The organism is Rhodococcus olei (genome assembly GCF_039540555.1).
Classification (GTDB): domain Bacteria; phylum Actinomycetota; class Actinomycetes; order Mycobacteriales; family Mycobacteriaceae; genus Rhodococcus_G; species Rhodococcus_G olei.
Genome location: NZ_BAABFB010000050.1, coordinates 198,258 through 224,367, shown reverse-complemented (window position 1 = coordinate 224,367; position 26,110 = coordinate 198,258). Strand labels below are relative to the sequence as shown.

The 26,110-nt window shown below is 69.8% G+C and carries 25 protein-coding genes; 11 read left to right on the top strand and 14 right to left on the bottom strand.

Translation table 11 applies throughout. The features are described from left to right. Window positions 1-145: 145 nt before the first annotated feature. Entirely contained in the window at window positions 146-799 is a 654-nt protein-coding gene (locus ABD951_RS16625) for a hypothetical protein (protein WP_345347096.1), read from the bottom strand. Between the two features lie 246 nt (window positions 800-1,045). Here ABD951_RS16625 and ABD951_RS16620 point away from each other — a divergent pair, with 246 nt between their 5' ends. Beyond that, the gene (locus ABD951_RS16620) at window positions 1,046-2,575 is read left to right on the top strand and encodes an HNH endonuclease signature motif containing protein (RefSeq protein ID WP_345347093.1); all 1,530 of its coding nucleotides are present in this window, start codon (window positions 1,046-1,048) and stop codon (window positions 2,573-2,575) included. 225 nt (window positions 2,576-2,800) lie between these two features. Here the strand turns inward: ABD951_RS16620 and ABD951_RS16615 are convergent, their stop codons facing one another. Continuing rightward, window positions 2,801-4,252, bottom strand: a complete 1,452-nt coding sequence (locus ABD951_RS16615) for a flavin-containing monooxygenase (protein ID WP_345347391.1) — start codon at window positions 4,250-4,252, stop codon at window positions 2,801-2,803. A gap of 155 nt (window positions 4,253-4,407) precedes the next feature. Here ABD951_RS16615 and ABD951_RS16610 point away from each other — a divergent pair, with 155 nt between their 5' ends. The 4 genes from ABD951_RS16610 (at window position 4,408) to ABD951_RS16595 (ending at window position 6,488) form a co-directional block, all read left to right on the top strand. Next, window positions 4,408-4,977, top strand: coding sequence for a TIGR03086 family metal-binding protein (locus ABD951_RS16610; RefSeq protein ID WP_345347091.1), 570 nt, complete (start codon window positions 4,408-4,410; stop codon window positions 4,975-4,977). Window positions 4,978-5,173: 196 nt separating this feature from the next. After that, window positions 5,174-5,644, top strand: a complete 471-nt coding sequence (locus tag ABD951_RS16605; RefSeq protein ID WP_345347088.1) for a MarR family winged helix-turn-helix transcriptional regulator — start codon at window positions 5,174-5,176, stop codon at window positions 5,642-5,644. After that, complete coding sequence (locus ABD951_RS16600) at window positions 5,641-6,033, top strand: DUF5313 family protein (RefSeq protein WP_345347085.1); 393 nt, start codon at window positions 5,641-5,643, stop codon at window positions 6,031-6,033. The genes ABD951_RS16605 and ABD951_RS16600 overlap by 4 nt, the downstream gene beginning before the upstream one ends. A gap of 59 nt (window positions 6,034-6,092) precedes the next feature. Next, on the top strand, window positions 6,093-6,488 hold the full coding sequence (locus ABD951_RS16595; RefSeq protein ID WP_345347082.1) for a hypothetical protein: 396 nt from the start codon (window positions 6,093-6,095) through the stop codon (window positions 6,486-6,488). Window positions 6,489-6,518: 30 nt separating this feature from the next. Here ABD951_RS16595 and ABD951_RS16590 read toward each other — a convergent pair whose 3' ends face one another. Together ABD951_RS16590 and ABD951_RS16585 are read right to left on the bottom strand one after the other, a co-directional pair. After that, a complete protein-coding gene (locus ABD951_RS16590) occupies window positions 6,519-6,827 on the bottom strand; it encodes a rhodanese-like domain-containing protein (protein WP_345347079.1) in 309 nt (102 codons plus the stop codon). Window positions 6,828-6,888: 61 nt separating this feature from the next. After that, the gene (locus ABD951_RS16585; RefSeq protein WP_345347076.1) at window positions 6,889-7,638 is read right to left on the bottom strand and encodes a lysophospholipid acyltransferase family protein; all 750 of its coding nucleotides are present in this window, start codon (window positions 7,636-7,638) and stop codon (window positions 6,889-6,891) included. A 145-nt stretch (window positions 7,639-7,783) separates the two neighbouring features. Here ABD951_RS16585 and ABD951_RS16580 point away from each other — a divergent pair, with 145 nt between their 5' ends. Then, window positions 7,784-8,221: a 6,7-dimethyl-8-ribityllumazine synthase gene (locus ABD951_RS16580; protein ID WP_345347073.1), complete on the top strand. Its 438-nt coding sequence runs from the start codon at window positions 7,784-7,786 to the stop codon at window positions 8,219-8,221. Window positions 8,222-8,413: 192 nt separating this feature from the next. Then, on the top strand, window positions 8,414-9,550 hold the full coding sequence (locus ABD951_RS16575; RefSeq protein ID WP_345347070.1) for an esterase-like activity of phytase family protein: 1,137 nt from the start codon (window positions 8,414-8,416) through the stop codon (window positions 9,548-9,550). Window positions 9,551-9,637: 87 nt separating this feature from the next. On the opposite strand, the gene ABD951_RS16570 is transcribed toward ABD951_RS16575, so the two are convergent. Beyond that, window positions 9,638-10,276 (bottom strand): TetR/AcrR family transcriptional regulator, encoded by a 639-nt coding sequence (locus tag ABD951_RS16570; RefSeq protein WP_345347067.1) that lies wholly within the window; start codon window positions 10,274-10,276, stop codon window positions 9,638-9,640. A 200-nt stretch (window positions 10,277-10,476) separates the two neighbouring features. Between ABD951_RS16570 and ABD951_RS16565 the strand changes: the two genes are divergently transcribed. After that, window positions 10,477-11,403, top strand: coding sequence for an alpha/beta fold hydrolase (locus ABD951_RS16565; protein WP_345347065.1), 927 nt, complete (start codon window positions 10,477-10,479; stop codon window positions 11,401-11,403). Window positions 11,404-11,580: 177 nt separating this feature from the next. Here the strand turns inward: ABD951_RS16565 and ABD951_RS16560 are convergent, their stop codons facing one another. The 4 genes from ABD951_RS16560 to ABD951_RS16545 all read right to left on the bottom strand — a co-directional run bounded on the left by ABD951_RS16560 (window position 11,581) and on the right by ABD951_RS16545 (window position 16,476). Beyond that, window positions 11,581-12,645, bottom strand: a complete 1,065-nt coding sequence (locus ABD951_RS16560; RefSeq protein WP_345347063.1) for a zinc-binding dehydrogenase — start codon at window positions 12,643-12,645, stop codon at window positions 11,581-11,583. Window positions 12,646-12,647: 2 nt separating this feature from the next. After that, window positions 12,648-13,832 carry an LLM class flavin-dependent oxidoreductase gene (locus tag ABD951_RS16555; RefSeq protein WP_345347061.1) on the bottom strand — a complete coding sequence of 395 codons (1,185 nt, stop codon included), beginning with the start codon at window positions 13,830-13,832 and terminating at the stop codon, window positions 12,648-12,650. A 236-nt stretch (window positions 13,833-14,068) separates the two neighbouring features. After that, complete coding sequence (locus tag ABD951_RS16550; protein WP_345347059.1) at window positions 14,069-15,424, bottom strand: cryptochrome/photolyase family protein; 1,356 nt, start codon at window positions 15,422-15,424, stop codon at window positions 14,069-14,071. Between the two features lie 116 nt (window positions 15,425-15,540). After that, a complete protein-coding gene (locus ABD951_RS16545; RefSeq protein WP_345347056.1) occupies window positions 15,541-16,476 on the bottom strand; it encodes a MurR/RpiR family transcriptional regulator in 936 nt (311 codons plus the stop codon). Window positions 16,477-16,708: 232 nt separating this feature from the next. On the opposite strand from ABD951_RS16545, the gene ABD951_RS16540 reads away from it, so the two are divergent. After that, window positions 16,709-17,479, top strand: coding sequence for an SDR family NAD(P)-dependent oxidoreductase (locus ABD951_RS16540; protein WP_345347053.1), 771 nt, complete (start codon window positions 16,709-16,711; stop codon window positions 17,477-17,479). A gap of 67 nt (window positions 17,480-17,546) precedes the next feature. On the opposite strand, the gene ABD951_RS16535 is transcribed toward ABD951_RS16540, so the two are convergent. Together ABD951_RS16535 and ABD951_RS16530 are read right to left on the bottom strand one after the other, a co-directional pair. Then, window positions 17,547-18,452 (bottom strand): phosphodiesterase, encoded by a 906-nt coding sequence (locus ABD951_RS16535; protein ID WP_345347050.1) that lies wholly within the window; start codon window positions 18,450-18,452, stop codon window positions 17,547-17,549. Window positions 18,453-18,483: 31 nt separating this feature from the next. After that, a complete protein-coding gene (locus tag ABD951_RS16530) occupies window positions 18,484-19,233 on the bottom strand; it encodes a tyrosine-protein phosphatase (RefSeq protein ID WP_345347047.1) in 750 nt (249 codons plus the stop codon). A gap of 191 nt (window positions 19,234-19,424) precedes the next feature. On the opposite strand from ABD951_RS16530, the gene ABD951_RS16525 reads away from it, so the two are divergent. Both ABD951_RS16525 and ABD951_RS16520 read left to right on the top strand, forming a co-directional pair. Beyond that, window positions 19,425-20,147, top strand: a complete 723-nt coding sequence (locus ABD951_RS16525; protein ID WP_345347044.1) for an MgtC/SapB family protein — start codon at window positions 19,425-19,427, stop codon at window positions 20,145-20,147. Window positions 20,148-20,368: 221 nt separating this feature from the next. Then, the gene (locus ABD951_RS16520) at window positions 20,369-21,871 is read left to right on the top strand and encodes an MFS transporter (protein ID WP_345347041.1); all 1,503 of its coding nucleotides are present in this window, start codon (window positions 20,369-20,371) and stop codon (window positions 21,869-21,871) included. Between the two features lie 86 nt (window positions 21,872-21,957). Here the strand turns inward: ABD951_RS16520 and ABD951_RS16515 are convergent, their stop codons facing one another. From ABD951_RS16515 to ABD951_RS16505, 3 genes are all read right to left on the bottom strand, one after another. After that, on the bottom strand, window positions 21,958-22,929 hold the full coding sequence (locus ABD951_RS16515) for an alpha/beta fold hydrolase (RefSeq protein ID WP_345347038.1): 972 nt from the start codon (window positions 22,927-22,929) through the stop codon (window positions 21,958-21,960). Window positions 22,930-22,938: 9 nt separating this feature from the next. Continuing rightward, window positions 22,939-25,119 (bottom strand): phosphocholine-specific phospholipase C, encoded by a 2,181-nt coding sequence (locus ABD951_RS16510; RefSeq protein WP_345347388.1) that lies wholly within the window; start codon window positions 25,117-25,119, stop codon window positions 22,939-22,941. A gap of 91 nt (window positions 25,120-25,210) precedes the next feature. Further along, entirely contained in the window at window positions 25,211-26,047 is an 837-nt protein-coding gene (locus tag ABD951_RS16505; RefSeq protein WP_345347035.1) for an alpha/beta hydrolase, read from the bottom strand. Window positions 26,048-26,110 lie beyond the last annotated feature (63 nt).

Here is a 26,110-nt window from a genome sequence, read left to right as displayed (position 1 = left end):
ACACAGTGATCTCCTCCCGGTCCGGACGTATTGTCCCCGCCGGGGCCCCCGATCACCTCCGCGCGCCGGCACCCGGCGTGTCAGCCGGACGGGCCGTCACAGCAAACTCCGGGCGCGACGCGACCGTCCCGGAAGTGGCGGTCGATCAGTGCGCGGCCCGCAGCGCATGCGCGGCAAACATCCGATTGTGGAATTGCGCGTAGGGGCCGCGCCCCTGCGCCGCGAGGCGCTCGGCGAGCGGGCGGATCGACGTGGCCAGCGGAAGGTCGAAGAACTGGTCGTCTGCGCCACCGTCGGAGACGAACCAGTCGATCAGGACGCAGTCGGCGGAGGCATCGCCCCGCTCCATCCGCAGCAACGGGTACCGGAGCGCGAGTTCGTCCAGCGTCGCGGAGGTCGCCTCGAGCAACGCCGACAACGACACGCACAGGGCGACGCGATAGTCGACGATGTCCCCACCCTCCAGGAAGCGCTCCACGAACAGCACCTCCGTCGGCCCGACCCCGAGCGTGAACAGCCGGTGCCGGTCGGCGGTCCAGTCCGTCGACGGCAGCGCGCTCAGTGTCCATCCGTCGACCTCGGCACCCGCGGGATCGTCGAACGCGTCGGCGAGGTAGTCGGCGATCAGGTCGGTGACCACCTCGAAAAACGGGTCCCGCTGCAGCTCCTCGAAGCTCTCGTCGCTGGCGGATGGGTGGATGGTGGGTGTCATGCGGTGCACCGGCTTCATGTCGATCGGGATGCGGGTGCCGAGGATGCTCACACACCCGCGGGCACCGAGGCGAACGCGCTGCATCATAGCCATTTCCAGCCCAGACGGGACACTACGGATGACGTCGACGTTGCACGTGATGCCACCGATCACGAGGACTGCTGCCTGCCTGCTCCCACGGGGACGGACGACGGAGTCCGATTGGCCCACCCCTCGACACTCTCGTCACCACCAATCCCGCGGCGGTGGACACATCGGGCACGAACAACCAACATTGTTGTGCAGCAATAGAACCCACTTGTCTTCGAACTGGTGTTCGAGTATCGTGGGAACATGGAGATCGACGAGATCGTCACCTCACCCCACCGGGTGGAGCCCTGGCGTATCGACGACCACATCCTCCTGGCTCTCGTTCCGGAACTCTCCACCCGCATCCGGCAACTCGACGCCCTCCGCGTCCACCTCGTCGACCAGATCGACGAACGCGCACTCACCCAGAAACTCGGCGCCACCACCACCGCGTGGCTCGCCGGCGCCGGCAAACTCACCCACGGGCAGGCCACGAAGATCCTCGCCACCGCCCGAGCGCTCGAGAATCGCCCCGACGTCACATCCGCATTCACCTCGGGGCTCCTCGACCTCACTCAGGTCGCCACCATCACCGGGCTGCTCGACAAGATCCCCGACATCGTCGCCGACATCCCCACCACTGCCGACGGTGGCGTGTTCGACGACCCCGCCGCCGAATGCACCCGACAGTGCACCGACTACCTCCTCGACGCCGCACACCACGACAACGCCACCGACACCGCAACCCGCACCGCCGCACTCGAACGCGCCATCACCCCCGACTCCGACACCCCACCCGACGACGAAAACGACCAGATCAACGAGTTCTTCGCCTCCCCGACCACCGGTGGCCGCGTCCGCGTCAAGGGCCACTTCGACAAGGCCACCGGAGAACAACTGCTCACCGCACTGTCCGCCCTCTCCAAGCCCGACCCCGGCCGGAACAACACACACGGCGAACCCGACAGCGACACCCGCACCCCCGCCCAGCGCCGCGCCGACGCCCTCACCGACATCGTCCGCCACTACCTCGACGCCGGCACCGCCCCCGGCGAAGGCGGCGAAACACCCCACATGACCGTCTTCGTCGGACTCGACAACCTCGCTCACGCCACCCGACGCACCGCCGACAGCACCGGCAGCGGCAGCGGCACCGACGACGCGACCGGCGATCACCGCAGCGCCGGCGAATCCAGACGAAACACACTCGGTGAAAACTGTCATGGCGCCGGAGGCGACGGGGGCCGCGCAGGAGACCGCTCCGGAACCTGCGACGGAACCTGCGAAACCAGCCCCTGCCCCCACACCCGGACCACCGCACCCCACACCACGCGCAGACCGTCGTTCATCCGCCGCGGACCGGCCTGGATGCCGTGGCTCGGCCCGATCACCGACAGCCTCGCCGCCACCCTCTCCTGCGACGCCACCGTCACCGCCATCACCATGGACGCTGACGGCACCCCACTCGACGTCGGACGCACCACCCGACTGATCCCCCGACGCCTCCGCCGCGCCCTCCACGCCCGCGACTGCGGCTGCGCCTTCCTCGGCTGCGGACGACCCGCCGCCTGGACCGACGGCCACCACATCCACCACTGGTCCCACGGCGGCCCGACGAAACTCTCAAATCTGGTCCTGCTCTGCCGATTCCACCACCGCGTCATCCACAAGGGCGACTGGCAGGTCTTCATCAGTGACGACGGCCATCCGTGGTTCACACCCCCACGCTGGATCGACCCGCAGCGAAGACCCGTCCCCGCCCACAACCGAAGACACCTCGCCTTCACCAGCTGACAACCGAACACGTCGCCCCGGACCACGACCCCACACAGGGGCCGCGGCCCGGGGCTGCGTCGTCTTGTGAGGTGCCTGACGGATTTCAGGCAGTGAGATTCTCCGGTTCAGGCAGCAGCTATCCATTCGAACGAGACCGACGGCACCGTCACCACGTCCAGCCAACCCTCGAAGTCCGGACGGCTGGGAGTACCGCCCTATACGCGCTCGCAGTCATCAACCCCGTCAGCCCACCACTGCCGGTGCGCTCAGCTCGTAGTCGTCGAGCGGGAACGAGCGCGCCTCCCGGAACGCGTTGGCGGTCGAGGTCGGCCGCAGCAGCGCGGCCTCGCCGTGCTGGTTGAAGTAGTAGCTGCGTGAGGTACTGCAGCTACCGCCGTAGAAGACGGAGTCGTCGAGGTTCGCGGTCATCCGGTCCAGGAAGCGGGTGTTGGCGTCCTCGGTCACCTCGAACACGTCGGCGCCGCGGCGCCGCATCTCCCCGAAGAGCCGCGTCATGTGGGCCATCTGGGATTCGATCGTGGTGAAGTACGACAGCCCGCTGTACGAGTAGGGGCTGGCGAGCGTCAGGAAGTTCGGGAACTTCGGCACCGCGACCCCCTCGTATGCCTGGAATCGATTGTCCCGCCACCACTTTCCTAGGTTCAGACCCTCGCGACCGATCACCTCGATGGCCGGGAAGTTCACGTCCCAGAGGTTGAAGCCGGTCGCGAGGATCAGGGTGTCGATCTCGGTCCGGCGCCCGTCCGCGGTGACGATTCCGTCCGGTTCGATCCGCTCGATCCCGGCGGTCTCGAGGTTCACGTTCCGCTGGGTGAAGGTGCGGAAGTAGCGGTTGGAGAACGTCGGTCGCTTGCAGCCGAAGTCGTAGTCGGGGGTCAACCGGCGGCGCAGGTCCGGGTCGGCGACCTGGGTGCGCAGGAACAGGCGCGACGCCGCCGCGGCGGACTTGTTCAGCAGCTTCGCCTGCCGGTAGTGCAGCACCGCGCTGATCATCAGTCCCTCGAGGATGCCGTCGCTGACGGCGCGGGCGGCCCGCTGGGTGACCGGCACACGCGCGAACAGGCGTTGCACGACAGCCGGAATCCGCATGTCCACCTTCGGCACCACCCAGATCGGGGTGCGCTGGTAGACGGTCAGTTCGGCGGCCGCGCGCGCGACCTCGGGAATCAGCTGCACCGCGGTCGCGCCGGTGCCGACGATCGCGGCCCGCGCACCGGCCAGGTCGATGCCCTCGTCCCACGCGGTGGTGTGCAGGACACGTCCGGCGAACGTGTCGATGCCGTCGATGTCGGGGGTGTGCGGCTGCGACAGGAATCCCGTCGCGGTGAGCAGGTAGCGACCGGTCACCGGCTCCTGGCCGTCGACCGCGACCACCCAGTGCCGCGCCTCCCCGTCCCATCGGGCGCCGGTGACCACCTGACCGAACCGCATGTAACGACGCAGGTCGTACTTGTCGGCGACGTGGTCGGCATAGCGTTTGAGCTCCGCGCCCGGCGCGAACAGTCGTGACCAGTACGGGTTCGGTTCGAACGAGTACGAATAGGTGACCGACGCGATGTCGACGGCCAGACCCGGGTATCGGTTGACGTGCCAGGTGCCGCCCAGGTCGTCCTCGCGTTCGAGGATCGCGAGGTTCGTCATGCCGAGCCGGTTCAGCGCGATCGCCGCACCCATCCCCCCGAAGCCCGCACCGACGATCACCGCGTCGAACCGCGTGTTCTGGTCCACGTCCCCGCCCTTCCCTGATGTATGTCACTTCCAGTATCACTCACTTGTCCCGGGCATGAACAGGGGTTCCGCATCGGCGACCACGGTGGTACGCCGGAAGCATGACCTCGACAATCGAGGACCTCGGCCGAGTACTCGACGCGACGGAGGCCCTGGTGGCCGCAGTCGCCGACGACCAGTGGTCCGCACCGACACCCTGCACCGAATGGTCCGTCCGCGAGCTCGTCAACCACATGACGGCCGGCAACCACCTGTTCGCGTCCGCCGTGCACGGTCACCCGCTGCCGGTCGCCGCGGTCGCGGCACCGCCCGACCTGCTGGGGCCCGATCCCGCCGGGTCGTTCCACGCCGCCGCCGACGCGCTCGTGCAGGCGTTCGCGGCGCCGGGCGCCCTCGACACCGAGGTCGACCTTCCGGTCGGACGGATGCCCGCCGCCGAGGCGCTGAACCTGCGCACAGTCGAAATCGTCACGCACGGCTGGGATCTCGCGCACGCGACCGGTCAGCAGACCCGGTACGACGACGCGGTCGTGGAGGAGCAGATCGCGTTCAGCCGGGCCCTGCTGCCGCACATCCCGGAGGGCCGCACCCCGTTCGCCCCGCCGCAATCGGTGGCCGAGGACGCCCCGCCGATCGACCGGCTCGTCGCCCTGCTCGGCCGCACCCCGTGAGGGGTCGTCGGCCCGTCCGGTCCGGGTGATCCGGCCGGCGCTCGACGACAACATGCGCCCGTCCCGGCGCGGCGATCGACGCCGCCACCCTTGTCGCGCCGCCGCTCCGAGCCGGGCGTCCCGGCCGCCGGACCCGCCCGCGTGACACCCGAGACAATTTAGTTAACGCGCTATCTATTCGTGTACGCTTCGAATCGTGACGACGACCCACGACCCCCTCGCTCTCGATCGCCAGGTCTGTTTCGCCCTGGCCGTCGCGAACCGGGCGGTGCTCTCGGTGTACCGGCCACTGCTCGAGCCGATGGGCCTGACGCATCCGCAGTATCTGGTGATGCTCGCGCTCTGGGGCGAGGCCCCGATGTCCGTCAAGGCGATCGGCGCTGCACTGCAACTCGATTCCCCGACCCTGTCGCCGCTGCTCAAGCGGTTGGAGGCGTCGGGCCTGATCACCCGGACCCGCAGCGCGGAGGACGAGCGCGCCCTGGTCGTCGACCTGACCGACGCCGGGCGCGCGCTGCGGACCGACGCCGAGAGGATCCCGCCGGCCGTCGTCGAGGCGCTCGGCGTCGGACTGCCGCAGCTCGAGGAGCTGCACCGCGTCCTCACCGACATCAACAGGGCCGCGCTCGCGGCCGGAGCCCTCGACAAGGGAGCACCCCAGAAATGAGCACCGGCAAGATGGGCACCACCCGCCCGAATCCGCTGCAGTGGATCGCGTACGCCTTCGGCGCCAAGCTGCCCGCGTCGATGAACGACTGGGTCCGCAACGACATCACCGGCGACCACTACGTGATCCGCCACCTGCTGCGGGCGCAGGTGCCGTTCCTCCCGCTGTACGCACTGTTCCTGCTGTTCCCGGGCCCGCTGTGGCTGCGGGGTTCGATGGTGCTGCTCGGTGTGAGTCTCGCGGTCTTCTACTCGGTGGTCTACATCCATCAGAACCGGGCGCGCCGGCTGCAGAAGAACGGGCTGCCGATGGACCTCGACAACGACAAGCGCCGGGCCGCACGCGAGGCCGAGGAGGACGCGTACGGCCGCGCCTGGCGCCACGCCTGACGGGCCGGCCGGGGCGAAACGTCGGCGCCGACGCCGAAGTGTTCCTAGAATCGGCGGTGGTGATGTTCGACGTCCGCGTGACCGAAAGGATCCAGATGCGCTTCCTCGGGGCTGCCACCGTTCTCGCCGCACTCGCCGTGCCCGCCGTTCTCGCGCCCACCGCGCAGGCCCTGACGCCACAAACCGTGTTCGGGACCGTGACGTGCAAGCAGGGGCAGCGCAGTTCGCCCCCGGTCGCGGCGTGGGCGGTCGCCGAGAAGGGCGAATCCGGGCAGGCGAAGATCGACGACGTCCCCGGAGAGCACGGCTGGGTGAAGAGCTACACGTACACGACCTACGACGCAGGGCGGTTCCGGATGGTCGTCGCGTGCGGCGGCACCGCGCAGCAGCCGAGCAACGCCGTCGCCACCGCCTGGATGAAACCGGGCCGGCACAACCTCACGCTGAACTTCTGACCGTCGCCGGTCTGCGCACGTGGATTCGGGTCAGACCCCGGAGTCGACGGGGCGTCCCGACGCGATCCACGCATCGGTGCCGCCGGCGACGTTGACGGCGTTGACACCGGTCGCGTTGAGGTAGTTCGCCGCCTGTGCGCTGCGGCCGCCCATCGCGCAGATCACGTACACCGTGTCCGCGGAGGGGATGTCGTCCAACCGCGCGGTGAACTCGCTGAGCGGGACGAGCACCGCACCGGGGACGCGCGCCTGCGCGAACTCGTCGGCCTCGCGCACGTCGATCAGCGGGGCGCCCGCCGCGAGCGCCTCTTCCAATCCGGTCACATCCACTTGCTGCATGTTCGTCCTCCAGACACAGGTCGCCGCCAGTGTACCGACGCGGATGTCCCGATCACCCGGATCAGTACCGGGCGACCGCCCCGTCGACGGCCTCCTGCAGGCGGTCGTGCACCAACCGGGCGATCGCGGCCGGCTTGTCCGGCAGTTCGGTGACCGGGGCCCCGAAGTACACGCTGGCACCTCGCGCGTCCCGATCGCGACCCGACGGCGTGTCGCCGTAGCTGATGCCCATGTGCAGCAGCACCGGGGCGACCCCGAGCCCCACCGCGCGGTTCGTGATGTGGCCGACGCCGGAGCCGACGGACTGCAGCCGCGTCGGATCACCCTCGTTGCAGGTGCCCTCCGGGAAGATCGCGAGGCTGTCGCCGCGGCGCATGCGCTCGGCGCACACGTCCATCATCCGCTGGCCTGCCGCGTTGACCGCGCGCATGCCGTGGTTCTTGCCCCGGAAGACCGGGATGGACCCCATCAGGTCGATGCGGTCGCGCAACTTCCGTTCCGAGAACAGTTCGTCCTTCGCGAGCACCCGCGTCCTCCCGATCAACTCCCGCAGGGGACTGCGCCACGCCGCCGCCGCGACCGTGTACGGATCCGATTCGGACAGGTGGTTCACCGACAGCACGACGCTGGTGTTCGTCCGCAGCAACTCCCGGATCGACTCCCTGGCCCCGTCCGCGTACCGAACCCGCGGCCGGAACTTCGCCGCCAGGGTCGCGTAGGCCGCCTTCGCCAGCAGCCGATTCTGCTGGTGCCGGAGATAGAAGTCGTAGACGGCGTCGGAGTTTTCGAGCGTCACGTCGGGCTTGTCCATGGCTCCCACTGTACGGACGGTCGCGTCGAGTGCCCGGCAACGAAATCACCCACTCGACAACAGGATTCGAACTGACCGGTACGGAATGTTGCAGTAGTGGCAATCCGGATCGCCGGATCGGGGGTGCCGGAACTAGCATTTGGCCATGACCATCGCCTTCGTCCAGTCCACCTGGCACCGGTCCATCGTCGATCACGCCCGGGACGCCTTCGTCGCCCGCTGGCGCGAGCTCGGCCACGACCCCGCCGACATCGAGTTCTTCGAGACTCCCGGTGCCTTCGAGATCCCGCTGCACGCACAGCGCCTGGCCCGCACCGGACGGTTCGAGGCGGTCGTCGCGGCCGGTCTCGTCGTCGACGGCGGCATCTACCGGCACGAGTTCGTCGCCTCGGCGGTGATCGACGGCCTGATGCGGGTGCAGCTCGACACCGACGTCCCGGTCTTCTCCGCGGTCCTGACCCCGCACCATTTCCACGACCACGCCGACCACGACGCCTTCTTCACCGCGCACTTCGACAAGAAGGGCGCGGAGGTCGCGGACGCCTGCTCGGCCACACTCGCCTCGCTCGCCACGATCGCGTAGCCCGCACGGCGCGGGCTCGGGCGGCGGCGCCCGGGTCCGCCCACTCCGTCTCCCGCTCGCCGGGAAGACGCTGCTCGGGGAATCCGATGTGCCCGTTAGGTTCCGATCGGTGTGCGTCGGTGCACGGCGCGCGCTCGACGCGGCCGGGGCCTTCCCGTGCGTCTCGACGACGAGATCGGAGATGGGACTGTGATGCTGACCGGAAAGGTCGTCGGCGCGGTGGCCGCCACGGTGATGACGGCACTCGGCGGGCTCGGGTCGACCGGGGACGGGGCCCCGGATCTCGGATCGGCGGCCCCGGATTCGGCTCCCCGGGCGAGCTACGTCAACGCGGTGACCGTCCCGAACGACCTCTCGTTCGACGGCCAGCTGGTCGGGGGCCTGTCGGGGATCGACTACGCCGCCGACCTCGACGAGTACGTGACGATCAGCGACAACCGCGGCGAGTCGGGACCGGTCCGGCTCTACACGCACCGGCTGCCGATCGTGGACGGCAAGCTCACCGCCCCGCAGTTCGACACCCTCGTCCCGCTCCTCGACACCACCGGCGGGCCGTACGCGCCGCGCGCGGCGGACACCGAGTCGGTGCGGTGGACGCCCGACCGGACTGGCTACCTCTACACCAGTGAGGGCGAGGCGAAACGCGGCGTGGGCGGCTTCATCCGGGAGGCGACCCGGGACGGCCACGTCGTCCGCGACCTGCCGCTGCCGGACGCCTTCCAGCCGAAGCTCGACGGCGCAGGCACCCCCGTCTCGGGCATCCGCGACAACCTCGGGTTCGAGGCGATGGCTCTCTCGAAGGACGGCGCGACGGTGACCGCGGTCAGCGAGAACGCACTCGTGCAGGACGGCCCGGAGGCGTCACCGACGACGGGAAGCCCGTCCCGGCTGGTTCGGATCGACCGGGCCGGCGGACGCGACCTCGGCGAATACGTCTACCCGGTCGACCAGGTGCCCGCGCCGGCGGACGCCAAGCCCGGCACCTACACCAACGGCGTCGCCGAGATCATCCCGGCGGGCCCGGACTCGTACCTCACGCTCGAGCGCAATTTCGTGCTCGGCAAGGGTTTCTCGGGCAAGATCTACTGGACCACGACGGCCGGCGCGGAGAGCGTCACGGGCAAGGCGGCGATCACCGGCAGCGAGAGGCCGATGACCAAGAAGCTGGTGTTCGACTTCGCGTCGCTGGGCGCCGACTCGGACTGCATCGAGGGAATGACCTGGGGACCGCGCCTGCCGGACGGATCCCGGTCGCTGGTCCTGGCCGCGGACAACAACTTCGGGCTGGCGGGCCGCACCACCTTCCACCTCCTCGCGGTCGCCGGCTGACCCGGTCCGACGACCCGACGACGCGGGGCGGGCGAATTCGATTCGCCCGCCCCGCGTCGGTGCATTGGCCGCCGTCCGGTCTCGACCTCAGCCGAGCATGCGTTCCGCGCCCCCCGTGACGAAGCTGACGAGGTCCTCGTAGTACTCGACCAGGTCCTCCTGGGTGACCTTCGCCCCGTTCGCGGCCCAGTCGTCGATACGGCTGAGCGACTGCAGGAAGCTCATCACCGCGATCGGCCACCGGCGGTCGATGCGGACCGGATCGGTGTCCGGCAGCGCCCGGCGGACCTGCTCGCGCAGCCGCAACGACAGTTCGTCCTGGCCCGTGGACGTGACGGCGGGGCGGTCCTCACGCGACACCTGGACGACGATCTTCACCCACCGCATCCCGCGCACCCGATGCTTGAGCAGCAGCTCGAGGTAGGGGTCCGTGAGCGCGCGCACCACCCGGTCGAGCGTCGGCGCCTGCGGATCCGATGCGAGCGCATCGACATTCGCGCCGATCTGGTCCCGTATGGACGCACCGAGATCGAGCAGCACCGCCGTCAGCAGGCTTTCCTTGGATCCGAAGTGGTAGTGCACGGCCGCCGGACCCTGACCCGCCGCCGCGTTGACCGCCCGCACCGACACCGCATCCACCCCCTGGGTGGCGAACAGTCGCTCTGCGGTCTTGACCAGGCGGGTGCGGGTGGCGTCGCCCTGCCTGTTCTGTGTGGTGCCGGCCATGCGCGTAAGCGTAACCGAGCGTTTCGTCGGCTCCGGAGCGGTGGAGGTCATTGACCGCTCCCCCCTCCGCCCGTAGGGTGACCCACACCACTTATCAATCAACTGATCAAACTGGTTGATTGATTCCAATGCCGATCCCGGAGGTGATCTCTGTGTTGCCAGAGCCGCGTTTTGTCGAGACCGACGGAGCCCGCCTCGCGGTGTACGAAGCCAAGCCCGCACGCCGTGAGCGCGACGTCTGTGTCGTGCTCTGCCACGGCTTCCCCGAACTCGCAGCGTCCTGGCGGCATCAGTTGCAGCCGATCGCGGACGCCGGGTTCCACGTGATGGCTCCGGACATGCGCGGCTACGGCCTGTCCGACGGCCCGGCCGATCCGACCCGGTACAGCATCGCCGAGACGACCGCCGACGTCGCCGCTCTGATCGCCGACGCCGGCTACGAGAAGGCCGTGGTCGTGGGCCACGACTTCGGCGGCATGGTGTCCTGGAACATCCCGTACCTGCAGCCGGATTCGGTCGCTGGCGTCATCACGCTCAACACCCCCTTCGGCTACTTCGCGGACAACCCGCTCGAAAAGTACGAGCAGGCGTACGGACCCGAGAACTACGTCGCCTACTTCCAGACCGAGGAATGCGAACAGCTGCTGGACAAGGATCCGGCGCGCACCTTCCGCTTCTTCATGCGCCGCGACACCGGCTCCGGCACGAACCTGTCCCGGACCGGACGCCACGATCCGGAGTCGATGGCCTACATCCACTGGCTGAAGGACGACGAGTCGACCTGGCCCGGTGAGGTCGTGATGGACGCCGAGGAGCTCGCGTTCTACGCGGATGCCTACGCGCGCAGGGGCTTCGGCGGCGGGCTGAGCTGGTACCGCAGCATCCTGCGAAACTGGGCGGTGCACACCGAGCGGTTCCCCGACGGCGTGATTCCGCGGGCCGGCGTGCCTGCGCTGATGATCGCCGCGAGCCGGGACCCGATCTGCGCCCCGCAACTCAGCGACAACCTGCTGCAGTACTTCGACGAGTTCGAACGGCGGATCATCGACACCGGGCACTGGACCCAGCTCGAGGACCCCGAGGGCACCACCGAGATCATCGTCGACTGGCTGACCCGGCACTTCTGATCCACACCGGGGCCGCCGACGAGGGCCTCCCACCCACCAGGGCGGGAGGCCCTCGTGCTGGGGTGTCCCGTCCGGCATCCATCCCGACGTTACGGGTCCCGTCCACGAGGTCCGACCCGCACGCGTGTGCCCCGGCAGCGGGATCGCTGCCGGGGCACACGCAGGTGGCGGGGCGCGTTACGCGTCCCGGGTTCCCTTCGGCAGCACCATGATCTTCACGTGCTCGTCCGGGTTGCGCAGCGCGGCGATCGCCTCGCCGACACCGTCCAGGCCGACCCGGCCGGTGATGATCGCATCGGCGTCGATCTCGCCGTCCGCGAGACGTTGCAGGACGATCTCGTAGCCCCGTTCGGTGGGCCCGTGGCCGAAGTTGATCGCGATCCGCCGGAGCTGACCGATCACCGGGATGATGGTCTCGTCGCCGAACGGCGCGGCCAGCACCTGGATCCGCGAACCGGGCGGCAGCGTCCGCAGCAGCATGTCGATCGTTCCGGCCCGTCCGCTGCACTCGTAGGCGATCAGGATGCCCTCGCCGCCCTGCCCCTGCGCGACGAGCTCGTTCCACACCTCGATCGGGTCCTGCTCGGTCGGGTCGACGACGATGTCGGCGCCCATCAGCTTGGCCAGTTCGCGCCGCTTCGGCGACGGCTCGGACGCCACGACCGTGTGTGCGCCCCGCGCCTTCGCCGCCACGATCGCGCCGAGACCGATCGTGCCGCAACCGATCACCAGTGCCGAATCGGCGGAGGTGAGCCCCGAGCGCTGCATGTGCAGCTCACCCACGTGCAGCGGCTCGGCGAGCGCGGCGTGCTCGAGCGAGAGCCCCTCCGGGACGTGGCGGACCCAGACGCTGTCGACGACGACGAACTCGCCGTAGCCCCCGTGGTACTCGTTCGAGTACCCGATGATCTTCGGAATGCCGGTCGAGGTGTCGGTGACGATACCCAGTCCCGACACCCGGTCACCGACCGCGAAATCGGTGACACCGGGCCCGATCTCGGCAACGAGTCCGGCGTACTCGTGACCGAGCACGACCGGACGATCCGTGTCGAACTGGGCCAGCGGGTATTGGGCGGCGTCCATCACCTCGACGAACCGGCACGGGTCCTTGGACATCGACAGGTCGCTGCCACAGATGCCGCAGGCGACGACCTCGATGCGCAGTTGCCCCTCGCCCAACGCGGGGAGCTCGGGTACGTCGGTGAGGGTGAACTCGCCTTCGTGGTACTGCACCGCACGCATGGTCAGGCTCCCGTCGTGGCAGGCTCGCCGTAGTAGTCGGTGTGGGCCTTGGTGATCGCGCCGACCAGGCCACCGATCAGGTACTCGCGGTTGTCCTCGGCGAACTGGAGGCTGGCCTGGCGGCCGGCGTTGCGGTTCTTGAAGTGGGGGACGACCTCGGAGGCGAACAGCTCGTAGCTGCGCTTGGTGTCCTCCCAGTTGGCCATGTCGACGTGCAGGATCAGCATGGTGCCGAATCCGCCGGTCTTCTCGATCAGCCGCTCGATCTGCGCGATCGCCTGGTCCGGGGTGCCGATGATGGCCTGCCCGAACTCACCGAGCGAGTCGCCCCGCCAATGATCGATCACACCCTGCGGCGTCTCGCCCCAGGCCGGGTAGCGACCGTTCTGCCGGTTGGCGTAGTAGGACATGGACTGGATCCGCCGGCTCACGGCCTTCTCCGCCTCGGCCTGCGTCTCGGCGAGGAACATCGGGTTGACCAGGCGCCAGCGCGAGCGGTCCGCCACGTGGCCGTTCTCGGCACAGACCGTCTCGTAGACGCCCCAGTTCCGGTCGAGGGCGTCGAACCCGGTCGGGGAGCTGGCCGCCAGCGACAGCAGCGACAGCCCGTGGGTGCCGCCGAGCACCGACCCGTTCGGCGAGATCGTGGACGCGGTGACCACCTCGAGGCCGGCGGGGTCGTAGGTGGGCAGCTGGGCACGGGCGTCACGGAGGGTGAACCAGTCGGTCTCCATGTTGACGACCTCGCCGCGCAGCAGCGGCAGGATCGCCTCGAGGGCCTCGCCCTGGCGGCGCCGCTGGTCGGACGGGTTGATGCCCATCATGTGTGCGTCGAGCGGGATCTTGCCGGGGCCGGTGCCGAGGATGACCCGGCCCCGGGTCTGCAGGTCCAGCTGGGTGATCCGGTCGACGGTGATCAGCGGGTGGTGGTACGGCAGCGACGTCACGCCGGTGCCGAACCGGATCCGTTCCGTGCGTTCGGCGGCGGCGGCGATGAACATGTCCGGCGCCGGCACGATCTCGGCGCCGGTGGAGTGGTGTTCACCCATCCACGCCTCGTCGAAACCGAGGTGGTCGAGATGGGTCATCAGGTCGATGTCCCGGCGCAGCTGCAGCGCGGGATCGGCGTTCAGCGGATGGAAAGGAGCCAGGAAGACTCCGAACTTCATCGACGCGGGGTTCCACACGGTGTCGTCTCCTCTCGATCTGCGACGCCGGACGTGCGGCGCCGATACGTAGAGTTTCTATCACAAACTTCAATCGATTGATTGAATACTTGTCTCGCGCCGACTCCCGTGCGCACCCGGGAACGGGTTGGACGGCCGAACCGGCCGAGTCCCTCGGTGGTCACGAATTGCTTTGCGGGAGAACAGCGGCATCAGGGATTCACGAACTGCACCCCTGCCCCGAGCCCGCGGACGGTTCACGTCCGGGCGGATGTTTCGGCGTACCGCGCCAGCGCGTCCTCCCGTTCGTGGGCGTGGTCCACGATCGGGTCCGGGTATCCCGGCGGCCGCCCGCCGGGCAGGCGGTGCACCTGTCCACCCGCGACGGCGCACAGTTCGGGTACCCAGCGGCGCACGTAGTCACCCTCCGGATCGAACTTCTCCCCCTGGCTCGTGGGGTTGAACACCCGGAAGTACGGTGCCGCGTCCGTGCCTGACCCGGCGGTCCACTGCCAGCCGTGCTGGTTGGAGGCGAGGTCGCCGTCAACCAGATGCGCCATGAAATACCGGGCACCCCACCACCACGGCAGGTGCAGATCCTTGGTCAGGAACGACGCGACGATCATCCGCACCCGATTGTGCATCCACCCCTGCGCCAGCAGTTGACGCATCCCGGCGTCCACGATCGGGTACCCGGTCCGGCCCTGCGTCCACTCGGCGAAGACGCGTTCCGCGTCGGGGCCGGTGTCGTAGCGGATCGCGTCGAAGCGGGGGTTGTAGTTGGCCCGCACGGTGTCCGGTCGGTGGTGCAGCACGTCGGCGTAGAAGTCCCGCCAGCACAGTTCGCTGCGCAGCGCCAGGGCCCCCTCGTCGGAGCGACCGGCCAGGGCGTGCAGAAGGGTGCGCGGGTGCAGGCACCCGAACTTCAGGTACGGAGACAGGCGGGTGGTGCCGTCGAGATCGGGCCGGTCCCGGTCGAGGTGGTACCGGTCGAGGCCGTCGGCGCGGAAGCGACGCCACCGGGCGAGGGCGGCGGCCTCCCCCGCGGGTGGCAGCGCGACGGTTCCGTCGTCGCCAGCGGGGATGGGTACGCGCAGGTCCAGTCCGGCCGGGTCGATCCAGGTCACCGTGTCCGGTCCGGTGCGGGCCGGCGCCCGCCACCCGTGCTCGAGCCACGCCCGCCGGAACGGGGTGAACACCCGGTAGGCGGTCCCGTCGGATTTGCGGACGCGTCCGGGTGCGACCGCGTACGGCGACCCGGTCCGCACCAGCGGCACGTCGCCCAGGGCCTCCTCGACGGCGGCGTCGCGGCGCGCCCCGTACGGGGCGTGATCGGCGGTGACGTGCACCGCGCCCGCGCCGAGTTCCCGGACCAGGGACGGGATCACCGCGATCGGATCGCCGTGGGTCACGAGCAGCCGGCCGTCGAGGCTCTCGTCGAGGCTGCGCAGACACGCGAACAGGAAGGTTCGGCGCGGCCCGGGGCGCAGCAACACGTCGTCGAGCACGAACACCGCCGCCGTGGTCGCCGCCGAGTCGGCGGCGGCCAGCAGCGTCGGCAGGTCGTGCAACCGCAGGTCGCGCCGGAACCAGACGAGATCGAGGGAGCTCACTGCTTCAGTGTGCGCGCCGGCCGGGTACAGGAGGCCCGGGCCAGCGTCCCGACGGGTGTGCCACCGGGGCCCGTGTCTCTCGGGTCACTGCGCGGGCGGCATCAGGACCGAATCGGTCAGCCGCTCGTCGCCGGTCGGTTCCTGCGCCGACGTGGGCCCCCGGCACCCCGCTCGGGCCCCGGGGGTTCCATCAGCGCGATGACCTGCTGGAGACCCGCCTCGGTCACGGCCTCGAGGTCGCCCCGGGCCGCCGACACCTCGATCTGCAGTGCGATCAGGAAGGTCAGCTGGATCACCGAGGACCCGGCGCCGTGAGCACTCCACGGACCGGCACCGGCACCGACGACGAGGGCGATGTCCGACCCGTCCACCAGCGGGGATCGCGGATGCCCGGTCACCCCGACCACCGTCGCGCCCCCCGCCCGCGCCGCCGCGGCGCTGTCCAGGCTCAACGAGTTCAGGCCGGTGTCACTGATCACGAGGCAGACGTCGCCCGGCCCCAGTTGGCGGGCCGTGAGCTGCTGGATGATCGCGTCCGCCGGCGCCTCGACCGGACGTCCCTTGCTCGTGAACCGGAACGCCGCGGCCGCCGCGGCCGGCGCGGACCCGCCGTTGCCGACGACGAGCACCCGCCGCGCGTCGGCGAGGGCGCGGACCGCGGCCCGCATGGCGTCCACGTCGAGGGGGGCCAGCGCGGCCGACAGGTCGTGCGCCACCTCGGCGAAGATCGTCGGAAGCAGGCCCGGACCGGACTCCCCCGGCACCGCGCCCTCCCCGGGTGTGACCGCGCGTTCGGCGCCGACGTCACGGAGCAACAGCATGCGCAGGTGCTGGAACCCGGAGAATCCCAGTTTCTGGCACGCCCGCACGACCGTCGCGGTGGACGTGGCCGCCTGCTCGGCGAGATCAGCGGCCGACCACCACGCCACGTCGGCCGGGCGGTCCAGACACACCTGGGCGACACGACGTTCGCCCGGAGGCAGGGTCGGTGCGAGCGAACGGATCGTCGCCAGCGTGGTTCCGGGCGGTGGGTCCGCCGGTTTCGACTGCATGAGTTCTCTGTACCACGCCGGGCGGCCACCAGTCGACGGGCTCGGCGACACGGGTGGCACGCCCCGGCGACGAGGTCGCAGACAATCGCACGACATCGTCTCCGAGACCTGTTGCCACATTGCGGATTACATCACGATGGAGTTGGATCAGTCGATGGAACCATTCGATCGATCTCGGGCAGGACGCACGGCGCGGCGCGCCCGGCCACCCGACCGATTCCAAGGAGACGACATGCTCGCACTGATCACCGGCGGCGCGCGGGGGCTGGGTGCCGCCATCGCAGATCGATTGGCCGCCAGCGGATACGGACTCGCCCTGCTCGACGTGAACGAGGAGGCGCTCGGGCGCACGGGCACCGAGCTGCGCCGGCGACACGACGTCCCGGTGCTGACGCGGATCTGCGACGTGCGCAGCGCCGCCCAGGTGACCGCCGCGTTCGACGCGGCGGAGGAGATCGGATCACCGACCGCACTGGTGAACTCCGCAGGCATCGGCCGGTACTCGAAGTTCGTGGACCTGACCGAGGAGGAGTGGGACAACACCTTCGCGGTCAACACCAAGGGCACCTTCCTGACCTGTCAGCAGATGCTTCGCCGGGCCGAGCCCGAGAGCGCGATCGTCAATCTCGCGTCGATCGGCGCGCGGATGGGGGCCGAGTTGCTCGCGCACTACGGCGCCTCCAAGGCCGCGGTGATCGAGCTCAGTCACAGTGTGGCGAGAGTCGGTGCACAGCAGCACATTCGATCCAACACCGTGCTGCCCGGGTTCATCCACACCGACATCTGGACCGACACGGTCGCGTGGGCCCGGGATCGCGACCCGTCCCTCGCCGGGGTGAGCGACCAGGAGTTCTTCGACAACTACGTCGAACGGGCGGTCCCGATGCGCCGGGCGCAGACCCCGCAGGACATCGCCGAGACGGTGGCCTTCCTGCTGAGTCCGGCCGCCCGGAACATCACCGGTCAGACGATCGCCGTCGACGGCGGGGTCATCCTCACCTGAGACGCACGCGGGCGTCAGGGGTGCCGTGGCCGTTCGGTCGCGACACTCCTGACGCCCGCCGAGCGGGTCACACGTTCGCGGGCTCACCCCGGGAGTGCGCGGCGGCCGCCGCGGCCTGCTCCTCCGGCGACATGGCCTGGAACCGGCGCAGCGTCGCCAGATTCATCTCGTACACCGTCGGCGACCGCTCGATCGGAACGACACTGTGCAGCACGCGATCCCGGTACACGTGCACGAGATTCACCGCCTGCGCGCCGTCCTGCCCGCGGACCTCTCCGGCCGGAAGCAGCACGTCAGCGGTGTAGCAGGTCGCCGAGGCGACCGACACCGGGATTCCGGCGAAGGTACAGAACTGCGAGTAGTGCAGGTGGCCGGCGAGGATCCCGCGAACGTCGGTACCGGAGAGCACCTCCTCGAGGGGCGCCTGCCCCCGGAGTTCCATCATCTCGATCATCTCGTCCGGACTCGGCACCGGCGGGTGATGCAGCGCGAGCAGCGTCCCGTGCGACGCCGGGGTGGCGAGCACACCCCGCAGCCACTCGAGCTGGTCCGCGGTGACCTCGCCGTGGTGGTGCCCCGGAACCGTGGTGTCGAGCACGACGATTCGCAGGCCCCCGACGTCGTGCACGGCGTCGACCGGCTCGTCGGTCGGCGTGGAGTCGAGCAGCCCGGCCCGGAACGCGCCGCGTTCGTCGTGGTTACCCATCACCCAGATCACCTGGGCACCGATACGGTCGGCCACCGGCTCGACGATCTCCCGGAGGCGCGCGTACGCGTCCGCGCTGCCGGCGTCGGCGAGGTCGCCGGTGAAGACGATCGCCTCGGGGCGCTGCCCGCTGCTCTCCAGCCGGGCGAACAGCTCGTTCAGATTCCGGGCGCTGTCGACCTTGCCGTGCAACAGGTCTCCGCCGGACACCAGGTGCGTGTCGCTGACGTGCAGGATGTAGTGGTCGGGTTCACCGTACTGGCTCATGCGTGATCTCCTGGGCTGGGTGCGGGTGGTGTCAAGCGATCAGGGCGGCCGACAGATCGTCGAGTTCGCTCGTGGTCATGCCGTGCGCGAGCAGGTACCGACGAGCGTCGCCGTGCTCCGCGACGACCGCGTCGAGCGAGGCCCGCATGAGCGCCGCGGGACTCGCGACCGCGAGCCGGGCGAGGTCGACCCCCTCGGGCACCGTGTACCCGCGCAGGATCTCCTCCATCGCATCGGCCCACTCACCACTGAGCATCACCTCCGACACCATGTAGTCGGCGACGATGTCCCGGTGATCGGCACCGATCGCCGCCAGCGTCAGCCCGATCACCAGGCCGGTCCGGTCCTTGCCCGCGGTGCAGTGCACGAGCACCGGATCCGCGCCGGACACGGCGATGTGCCGCACCGCGCGGGTGAGGTTGACGCCGCGCTCGGCGATCATCTGCCCGTACACGGCCTCGAGGTCGAAGGCCGACAGGTTCGCCTCGATCTCGCCGTCGTAGATCGGGGCGTGGACATCGCGGTGGCCGACACCGTCGAGTGCGTTCGGGCGGTCCGCGCGCTCGTTCGTCTCCCGCAGATCGACGACGACGCCGAGCCCACGCTCACGCAGGCTCCGGCGCCCGGTGGCGTCGAGGCCGTGCAGCGCGTCCGACCGGAACAGCTTGTTCCACTTGGTGGTTCGCGATCCGATCGGGATGCCACCGAGGTCGCGGAAGTTGTAGGTACCGCCCAGCGGCAGGCGTTTGCTGAAAGTGGAGGCCGGAGCGCTCGTGGTCATGCGCGAATCCCTTGCTGGTCTGGCGTGCGCCGTCGGACAACCCACCCTGGGGCGTGGACGTAATGAGATTACCTCTTGCCCTCGGGTGGCGGATTTGTGTTACATCAGGGGCAACGCTAAGGCGCCCAGCGGCGCGCGTCAACGGGGTCGGCCGATCCGCGGTTCCGGGAGCGGCCAGGAGGGAGGAACACGTGAGCACCGTCGAGATGGCCGCGCGCATCGGACTCGGTCTCGCGCTCGGCGCCGCGGTCGGACTGGAGCGGCAGTGGCGCTCGCGGATGGCGGGAGTTCGGACGAACGCACTGGTCAGCCTCGGTGCGACGCTGTTCGTGCTGCTCGGCGCCTACAGCTTCGACGGCCCCGGCGCGGATCCCACCCGGGTGGCCGCGCAGATCGTCTCCGGCATCGGCTTCCTCGGTGCCGGCGTCATCATGAAACAGGGCTCGAGCGTCACCGGCCTGAACACCGCCGCGACGCTGTGGGCGGCCGCCGCCGTGGGTGCGCTGGCCGGGACCGGGATGTACTGGGTGGCCGTGATCGGCGCCGCGGGGATCATGCTGGTCAACACCGCCCTGCGACCGGTGAGCCGCCTGCTGGACCACATCCCGAGCCAGGACGCCGCGGACGACTCCGCCGAGTACGTGTTCGAGGTGTCCTGCCGCCGTGACGTGGAATCCCATGTGCGCGAGGTTCTGTCGAAATCTGTTCAGCGACATGACCTTCGGCTCAAATCGCTCCGTTCCCGGCAGGCCCTGACCCCCGGGGAGGTCACCATCGTGGCCGAACTGTCCGCGGACGAGCCGAACGACAAGGCACTGACGAAGGCGATCAACCGGCTCAGCGCGGAACCGATGGTCACGGGGCTTTCGTGGGACAGCCCGCCCCACCGGCGCTCACCCGCGCTCTCCGCCTGATCCACTCGCCGCCGGGAGGCGTCCCGGACGCTGACACGAAAAGCGTTGACCGCCAGGGATTGACAATTTCATGATGAGGATCACATGATTGGAACGACTGATTCATTCTGGACCGCCGTCCGGTCGCCGTCCGCAGAGCCGATGCACGGCCCGTGAGGACTCCCGCGCTCGCCCGAATTCCGCCGCGACGGATCGTCGTTCACCGCGAAAGGACACGCCACATGACCGTGCCGACCGAGGCCTCCGGCCCGCCCGCGCCGAGTTCCGACCCCGACGACGGGTGGACACCCCGGCTCGTCCTGTCCCTCGCCTCGATGCTGGTGGTCATCGAGCTGCTGTCCGTGAGCTACGGGATGGTCAGCGTCGACCTGCCCGCGATCACCACCCACTTCGCGACCGACCAGGGTGCGTGGCTGCTGACCGCGTTCCTGCTCGTCGGCGCCGTCATCTCGCCGATGATCGGCAAGCTGGCCGACCTGTACGGCAAGCGCCGTCTGCTGTTGATCTCGATCGCCGTCGCCACGGCCGGGTCGCTGATCTCCGCGCTGGCGCCGAGCTACGGGGTGCTGGTCGCCGGTCGTGCGCTCCAGGGCTTCCTGATCCCCTGCATGTTCCTGGTGTACTCGCTGGTGCGCGACGTCTTTCCCCGGAACAAGGTCGCGCTCGCCGTCAGCATCGCGACCAGCGGCCTCGGCCTGGTCGCCATTCCGGCGCCCTGGCTGACCGGCTGGCTGATCGAGACCTGGGGATTCCGCAGCATCTTCTGGTTCTTCGTCATCTGCCTCGTCTTCGGGTGGCTCGCGATCGTCGTGACCACGCCTGAGACCCCGGTCCGGCTGCAGGCACGGGTCGACATCGTCGGCGGCGTACTCCTCGGCCTCGGTATCGCGGGCGTGCTGGCCGCGGTGAGCTTCGGACCCCGCTGGGGCTGGACGGACATCTCGACGCTCGCCTACCTCCTCGGCGGCGTCGCGCTCCTGATCGGCTGGGTGGTGCACTCGCGCACCGTCAGCGACCCACTGATCGACCTCCGGTTCTTCCGTCGCCGGTCGGTGCTGCTGACCGGCCTCGCCGCCGGCTGCGCGTACGCGACGACGGCCGCGTACGCGGCGGTGGTGCCGATGATGGTCATGGTGCCCGCCGAGATGGGACTCGGCTACGGACTCGGCATGACCGCGAAACAGTACGCGATCGTGCACGCGCCCTCCGCCGCCGCCGGACTGATCGGTGGCCTGCTGGTCGGCACCGCGATCAAGAAGCTCCGACCGCGGATCCTGATGATCGTCGGACTGCTCGTGATGAGCTCCGGCGTGGCCGCCACCGCGTTCGCCCACGACACGAAGCTCGCGATCGTCGTCGTCTCGACCGTCACCGGCTTCGGCAGCGGCATGGTGTACGCGTGCGTGCCGAACCTGATCATCGCCGCGGTGCCGCCGCAGTTGCAGGCCACCACCTCGAGCCTGGTGTCGGTGATGCAGTCCGGATTCGCCGCGATCCTCCCGGTCATCGTGTTCGCAGTGCTGAATTCGCACGTCGCGATGGTCGCGAAGGGCCGGTCGTTCTACACCGAGACCGGCATGTCGATCGCCCTGTTCATCGGGGCCGGCGTCCTCCTCGTCGGCGCGCTGCTCGCGTGTGGGTTGCCGAGCAGGATCACGCAGCTGCCGACCCCCCGGTCGGACGCGGGCGTCGCGGGCACCGGGAAAGCGGTCGCGCACGCCTGAGTCCGGCACGGCGGTGGGGGCCCTCGACCCCACCGCCGTGCCATCGCCGCGGGGCCGCTCGTGCGCCGGACCGGTGACCCGGACGCTCAGCCCGGCAGACCTCGCAGGAAGTCCACGAGGATCCCGTTGACCTCGCCGGGCTTCTCCATCTGCACGAAGTGGCCGGCCCCGTCGATCACGTGGGCGCCGACCAATCCGGGGACGAGGTCGCGCATCGCGCCGAAGGGATCGCGGCCCATCATCTCGAGCACCGGGTCCGCGGCGCCGGCGACGAACACCGTCGGCACCTCGATCGGGACGTCGTGCAGGGTCTCGTTCTGCGCCCACACTGCGTCCTCGGCGCGGTACCAGTTCAGTCCGCCGGTGAAGCCGGTCCGGGTGAATTCGGTGACGTAGTAGTCGAATTCGGCCTCATCGAGCCAGGGCCACGGCAACGCCGGCGGATCGGGAAGCACGTCGAGGTAGCCGTTTCCCTCGGACGAGAACTCCCAGCAGTCGAGGTACCGGTTGGCCCCGGACAGGGCGTGGAAGATCTTCGCGAGGAACTCGCGCGGGCGGCCGTTCAGTTCGGCGTCGGCGACCCCGACCTCCTGGAAGTAGTGCACGTGGGCGAAGTGCTGGGACGCGAGGTAGCGGAACCCGACGGTCGGCTGCACCGGAAGTCGGGGCGTCCGCGGGACGCTCAGCTGCATCAACGCCCGCACCCGGCCCGGCGCCCAGGCCGGCAGGTCCCACACCAGGTGCGCGCCGAAGTCGTGACCGGCGAACACCGCCTGCTCGATGTCGAGCGCGTCGAGCAGGCCGACGATGTCGCCGACCGTGTGCGGGCGGTCGTAGGAGTCGGCACCGGCGGGGGCGCTGCTGCGGCCGTACCCGCGCATGTCGGGGGCGATCACCCGGTAGCCGGCCCGGGACAGTGCGTCGAGCTGGTGCCGCCAGGTGAACCACAGGCCGGGGAAGCCGTGGCACATCACCACCGGCTGCCCCTCCCCCTGCTCGACGACGTGCAGATCGATCCCGTTCACGGCGAGCGTGCGATGTGTCGGTTGCGATGGCATTGTTCCCCCTTACGATCCGGCTCCGGCACCGAGCAGCGACGACGTCCCGGCCGCGGACCCGGAGTCGAGCGACCCGCCGCCCGGGACGGCCGGCGGCGGCGTCCAGGACACGTCACCGGTCGGCGCGATCGCGACGGCGCTCGCACTGACCGACTCGACGCCGTTCTCGATGTGCCCCACCCACCGGCGGCGGAAGGTCTGGTCCTCGGCGACGGTGAGGTCCGCGTCGTACCAGCCCTGCCCCGACGGCAGCGTGTACGTCGTCTCGGAGCCGGCGGCGACGGCCCGGTCGGCGCCGGCCACCCGTACGGTAACCGGCTCGCTGCCGCCGTTGCGGACGGTCACCGCGAGCGTGCGGCCGTCGCGATCGACGTGAGTGCGTACCGCGAGAGGGGCTGCCGCACCGCTCACGGACCCGGCGAACTCGCGACGGAAACCGTTGGGGCCGATCAACGTCAGGGAGTACCGGTCCTGCGGCAGCGGCACCGACGAGGTCACCGGCGCCTGCACGTCGAAGTGCCGGGGCGTGTCGAACTCGCCCGCATACGGGTAGAGCGCGAGGTGCGCGCTGCGGGTGCCGGCGTTGCGCATCTCGACGAGCAGCGTTCCGCCGTCGAGGTGCGCGTCCGCGTCCGGCTGGTACGGCAACGCCCGCGCGGGCCGGGTTCCGCTCTCCTGCAACGGCATCCGTCCTGCGGTCGGCGGCGCCGGGGTCCATCGCGGCTGCAGCGGTGGCGCGGCCGGCGGCGGGGTGAGACCAGGACGCGCGCGGGGGTTCGCGAAGTCGAACGCCCCGGTGAGGTCTCCCGCCACGGTGCGCCGCCACCCACTGATCTCCGGCTGAGCGAACCCGAAACGCCTCTCCAGGAACTGGGTGACCGAGGTGTGGTCGAACACCTCCGAACACACGTAGCCGCCGACCGTCCACGGCGAGATCACGAGCATCGGCACCCGCGGACCGAGCCCGAGCGCCTGGTCGCCGACCCACTCGTCGCCCGCGACCCGCGGTGGCTGCGGCGGCGGCACGTGGTCGTAGTAGCCGTCGTTCTCGTCGTAGTTGACGAGAACGACGGTCTTCGACCAGATCTCGGGTTTCGACGCGAGCGCGTCGAGCACCTGGTACAGCAGGGTCGCGCTCGCCGCCGGCGACGATCCCGACGGATGCTCGGAGTCCACGGTCGACGGCACCAGGTACGACACCTGCGGCAGCGTGCCACCGTCTACGTCCCTGCGGAATTCGGCGGCCAGGGTGCCGGGCCGCGACCGGTACAGCGCGCGGTCGTAGAGCTGCCGGTCGGCCGGCGAGAGTGAATCCGCCGCTGCGGCAAGGGCGCCCACCGCCACGTCCTGCGCAGGCGCGGGCAGCGCCCCGACCGCGAGATAGAAGGCGGCCAGCGTCGAGAACTGGTAGGGCACCAGCGCCGGGTGGCAGAACATCCGGGTGACGAGCTGCTTGAACGTGACGAAGTACTCGAGGTTGTTGTCGGTGAAGTTGTCCCACTCCTGGTAGGTCTTCCACGAGACGCCCGCCGCCTGCAGCCGCTCCGGCACCGTCGGCCAGGTGTAGCCGGCGTGGACAGGCGCGTACGCGGCGTTGGTGACCGCGCGGCTGCCGTCCGGCTCGAAGCCCGTGTAGCCGGACACCCAGTAGTTGCGGTTCGGGCTCGTCGACGTCGGTACCGAGCAGTGGTAGGCGTCGCAGATCGTGAAGGCGTCCGCGAGTTCGTAGTGGAACGGGATGTCCTGGCGGTCGTAGTACGCCATCGTCGCGGCGGTCTTCGCCGGGATCCAGCCGTCGTGCCAGCCGTCGGCGAGCGCCTGGTGCCCGCCCGCCCACTCGTGGTCGAGCGCGGTGACGTTCTGGACGTCCATCCGCTGCGCCGCCGCGGACTCGCGGATCGGGTACGGCAGGACCACGTGCTCGCGGTCGGGTTGCTCGTAGACGGTGCGACCGGTGCGCAGTGTCAACGCGTTCGGGTCACCGAACCCGCGTACCCCACGCAGGGCACCGAAGTAGTGGTCGAACGCCCGGTTCTCCTGCATCAGCAGGACCACGTGTTCGACCGAGTCGAGTCCGCCCGGCGGCACCGGAGCGGCGAGCGCCGCCTGCAGGGACGGCGGCAGCAGCGACCCGGCCGTGGCGGCGCCGAACGCCCCCGCACCCAGAGCCATGAAGCGTCGCCGGGACATGGTGGGGTTCAAGCGCAAACCAATCGACGTGCGGACACCAAATGTCCGCACGCTACCCAATACCCCCGGATTCGGGGCGTGAACCGAGGGTTCAGTTCAGGTGGGCGCGCAACCACTCGACAACGTCGCCGAGTACCTGATCCTGCTCCGGCTCGTTGAACACCTCGTGGTACAGGCCCGGGTACTCCTTGTAGGTGAGGTCCTTCGTGCCGGCGGTGGACGCGATCATCCGGCTGCCGTTCACGTTCGCGAGCCCGTCCTGCTCCCCGTGCAGCAGCAGCAGCGGCAGCCGCAGTGACGGCAGCCGCGCCGGCAGCGTCTCGGCGTTGACGATCATTCCGCGCGCGATGCCGGCCGGGACCTTGCCGTGGTGGACCAGCGGATCGGCGTTGTAGGCCGCGACCACCTTCGGGTCGCGGGAGACGAGGTTGGCGTCGAGCGCCTGCACCGGCAACCCGGGCACGTACTTGCCGATGATCTTGCCGAGCGCGACGACGACGCCCGGCACGCCGGTGGTGACGTCGACGGCCGGCCCCGACAGGATCAGCCCCGCGAGGTCCGACTGGTGGTCGAGCGCGTAGTCCAGGGCGATCGCCCCGCCCATGCTGTGCCCGAGCAGGTACACCGGCAGTCCGGGATGCGCCGCGCGGGCGATGTCGAACACCCGGTGCAGATCGTCGGTGAAGTCACTCCACTCCTTCAGCTCGACGCGCTTTCCGCCGGACCGTCCGTGCCCGCGGTGGTCGGGCGCGTAGACCACCAGCCCGACCTGGAGCAGCCGCTCGACGACGTGGTCGTAACGCCGCGCGTGCTCGCCGAAGCCATGTGCGAGCACCAGGATCGCGACCGGGTCCCCGTCCGGGGTCCAGATGTCGTAGTCGATCCGGGTGCCGTGATTGCCGGTGAACGATCCCTGTGTGTGCGCCACGTCATCACGATAGGCGCCTTCGCCGATCCTGCACGGTTCGGACGACTCCGGCCGCCCCGTTCC

Bases quoted from the DNA above. Each gene is read 5' to 3' on its own strand.
- ABD951_RS16560 (WP_345347063.1), bottom strand. From the start codon at position 12,645: ATGCGTGCGGTGCAGTACCACGAAGGCGAGTTCACCCTCACCGACGTA.
- ABD951_RS16585 (WP_345347076.1), bottom strand. From the start codon at position 7,638: ATGGACAAGCCCGACGTGACGCTCGAAAACTCCGACGCCGTCTACGAC.
- ABD951_RS16540 (WP_345347053.1), top strand. From the start codon at position 16,709: ATGCTCGCACTGATCACCGGCGGCGCGCGGGGGCTGGGTGCCGCCATC.
- ABD951_RS16570 (WP_345347067.1), bottom strand. From the start codon at position 10,276: ATGGCCGGCACCACACAGAACAGGCAGGGCGACGCCACCCGCACCCGC.
- ABD951_RS16600 (WP_345347085.1), top strand. From the start codon at position 5,641: ATGAGCACCGGCAAGATGGGCACCACCCGCCCGAATCCGCTGCAGTGG.
- ABD951_RS16580 (WP_345347073.1), top strand. From the start codon at position 7,784: ATGACCATCGCCTTCGTCCAGTCCACCTGGCACCGGTCCATCGTCGAT.
- ABD951_RS16615 (WP_345347391.1), bottom strand. From the start codon at position 4,252: ATGGGTGCGGCGATCGCGCTGAACCGGCTCGGCATGACGAACCTCGCG.
- ABD951_RS16515 (WP_345347038.1), bottom strand. From the start codon at position 22,929: ATGCCATCGCAACCGACACATCGCACGCTCGCCGTGAACGGGATCGAT.
- ABD951_RS16590 (WP_345347079.1), bottom strand. From the start codon at position 6,827: ATGCAGCAAGTGGATGTGACCGGATTGGAAGAGGCGCTCGCGGCGGGC.
- ABD951_RS16575 (WP_345347070.1), top strand. From the start codon at position 8,414: ATGCTGACCGGAAAGGTCGTCGGCGCGGTGGCCGCCACGGTGATGACG.
- ABD951_RS16610 (WP_345347091.1), top strand. From the start codon at position 4,408: ATGACCTCGACAATCGAGGACCTCGGCCGAGTACTCGACGCGACGGAG.
- ABD951_RS16510 (WP_345347388.1), bottom strand. From the start codon at position 25,119: ATGTCCCGGCGACGCTTCATGGCTCTGGGTGCGGGGGCGTTCGGCGCC.
- ABD951_RS16530 (WP_345347047.1), bottom strand. From the start codon at position 19,233: ATGACCACGAGCGCTCCGGCCTCCACTTTCAGCAAACGCCTGCCGCTG.
- ABD951_RS16620 (WP_345347093.1), top strand. From the start codon at position 1,046: ATGGAGATCGACGAGATCGTCACCTCACCCCACCGGGTGGAGCCCTGG.
- ABD951_RS16545 (WP_345347056.1), bottom strand. From the start codon at position 16,476: ATGCAGTCGAAACCGGCGGACCCACCGCCCGGAACCACGCTGGCGACG.
- ABD951_RS16520 (WP_345347041.1), top strand. From the start codon at position 20,369: ATGACCGTGCCGACCGAGGCCTCCGGCCCGCCCGCGCCGAGTTCCGAC.
- ABD951_RS16535 (WP_345347050.1), bottom strand. From the start codon at position 18,452: ATGAGCCAGTACGGTGAACCCGACCACTACATCCTGCACGTCAGCGAC.
- ABD951_RS16625 (WP_345347096.1), bottom strand. From the start codon at position 799: ATGATGCAGCGCGTTCGCCTCGGTGCCCGCGGGTGTGTGAGCATCCTC.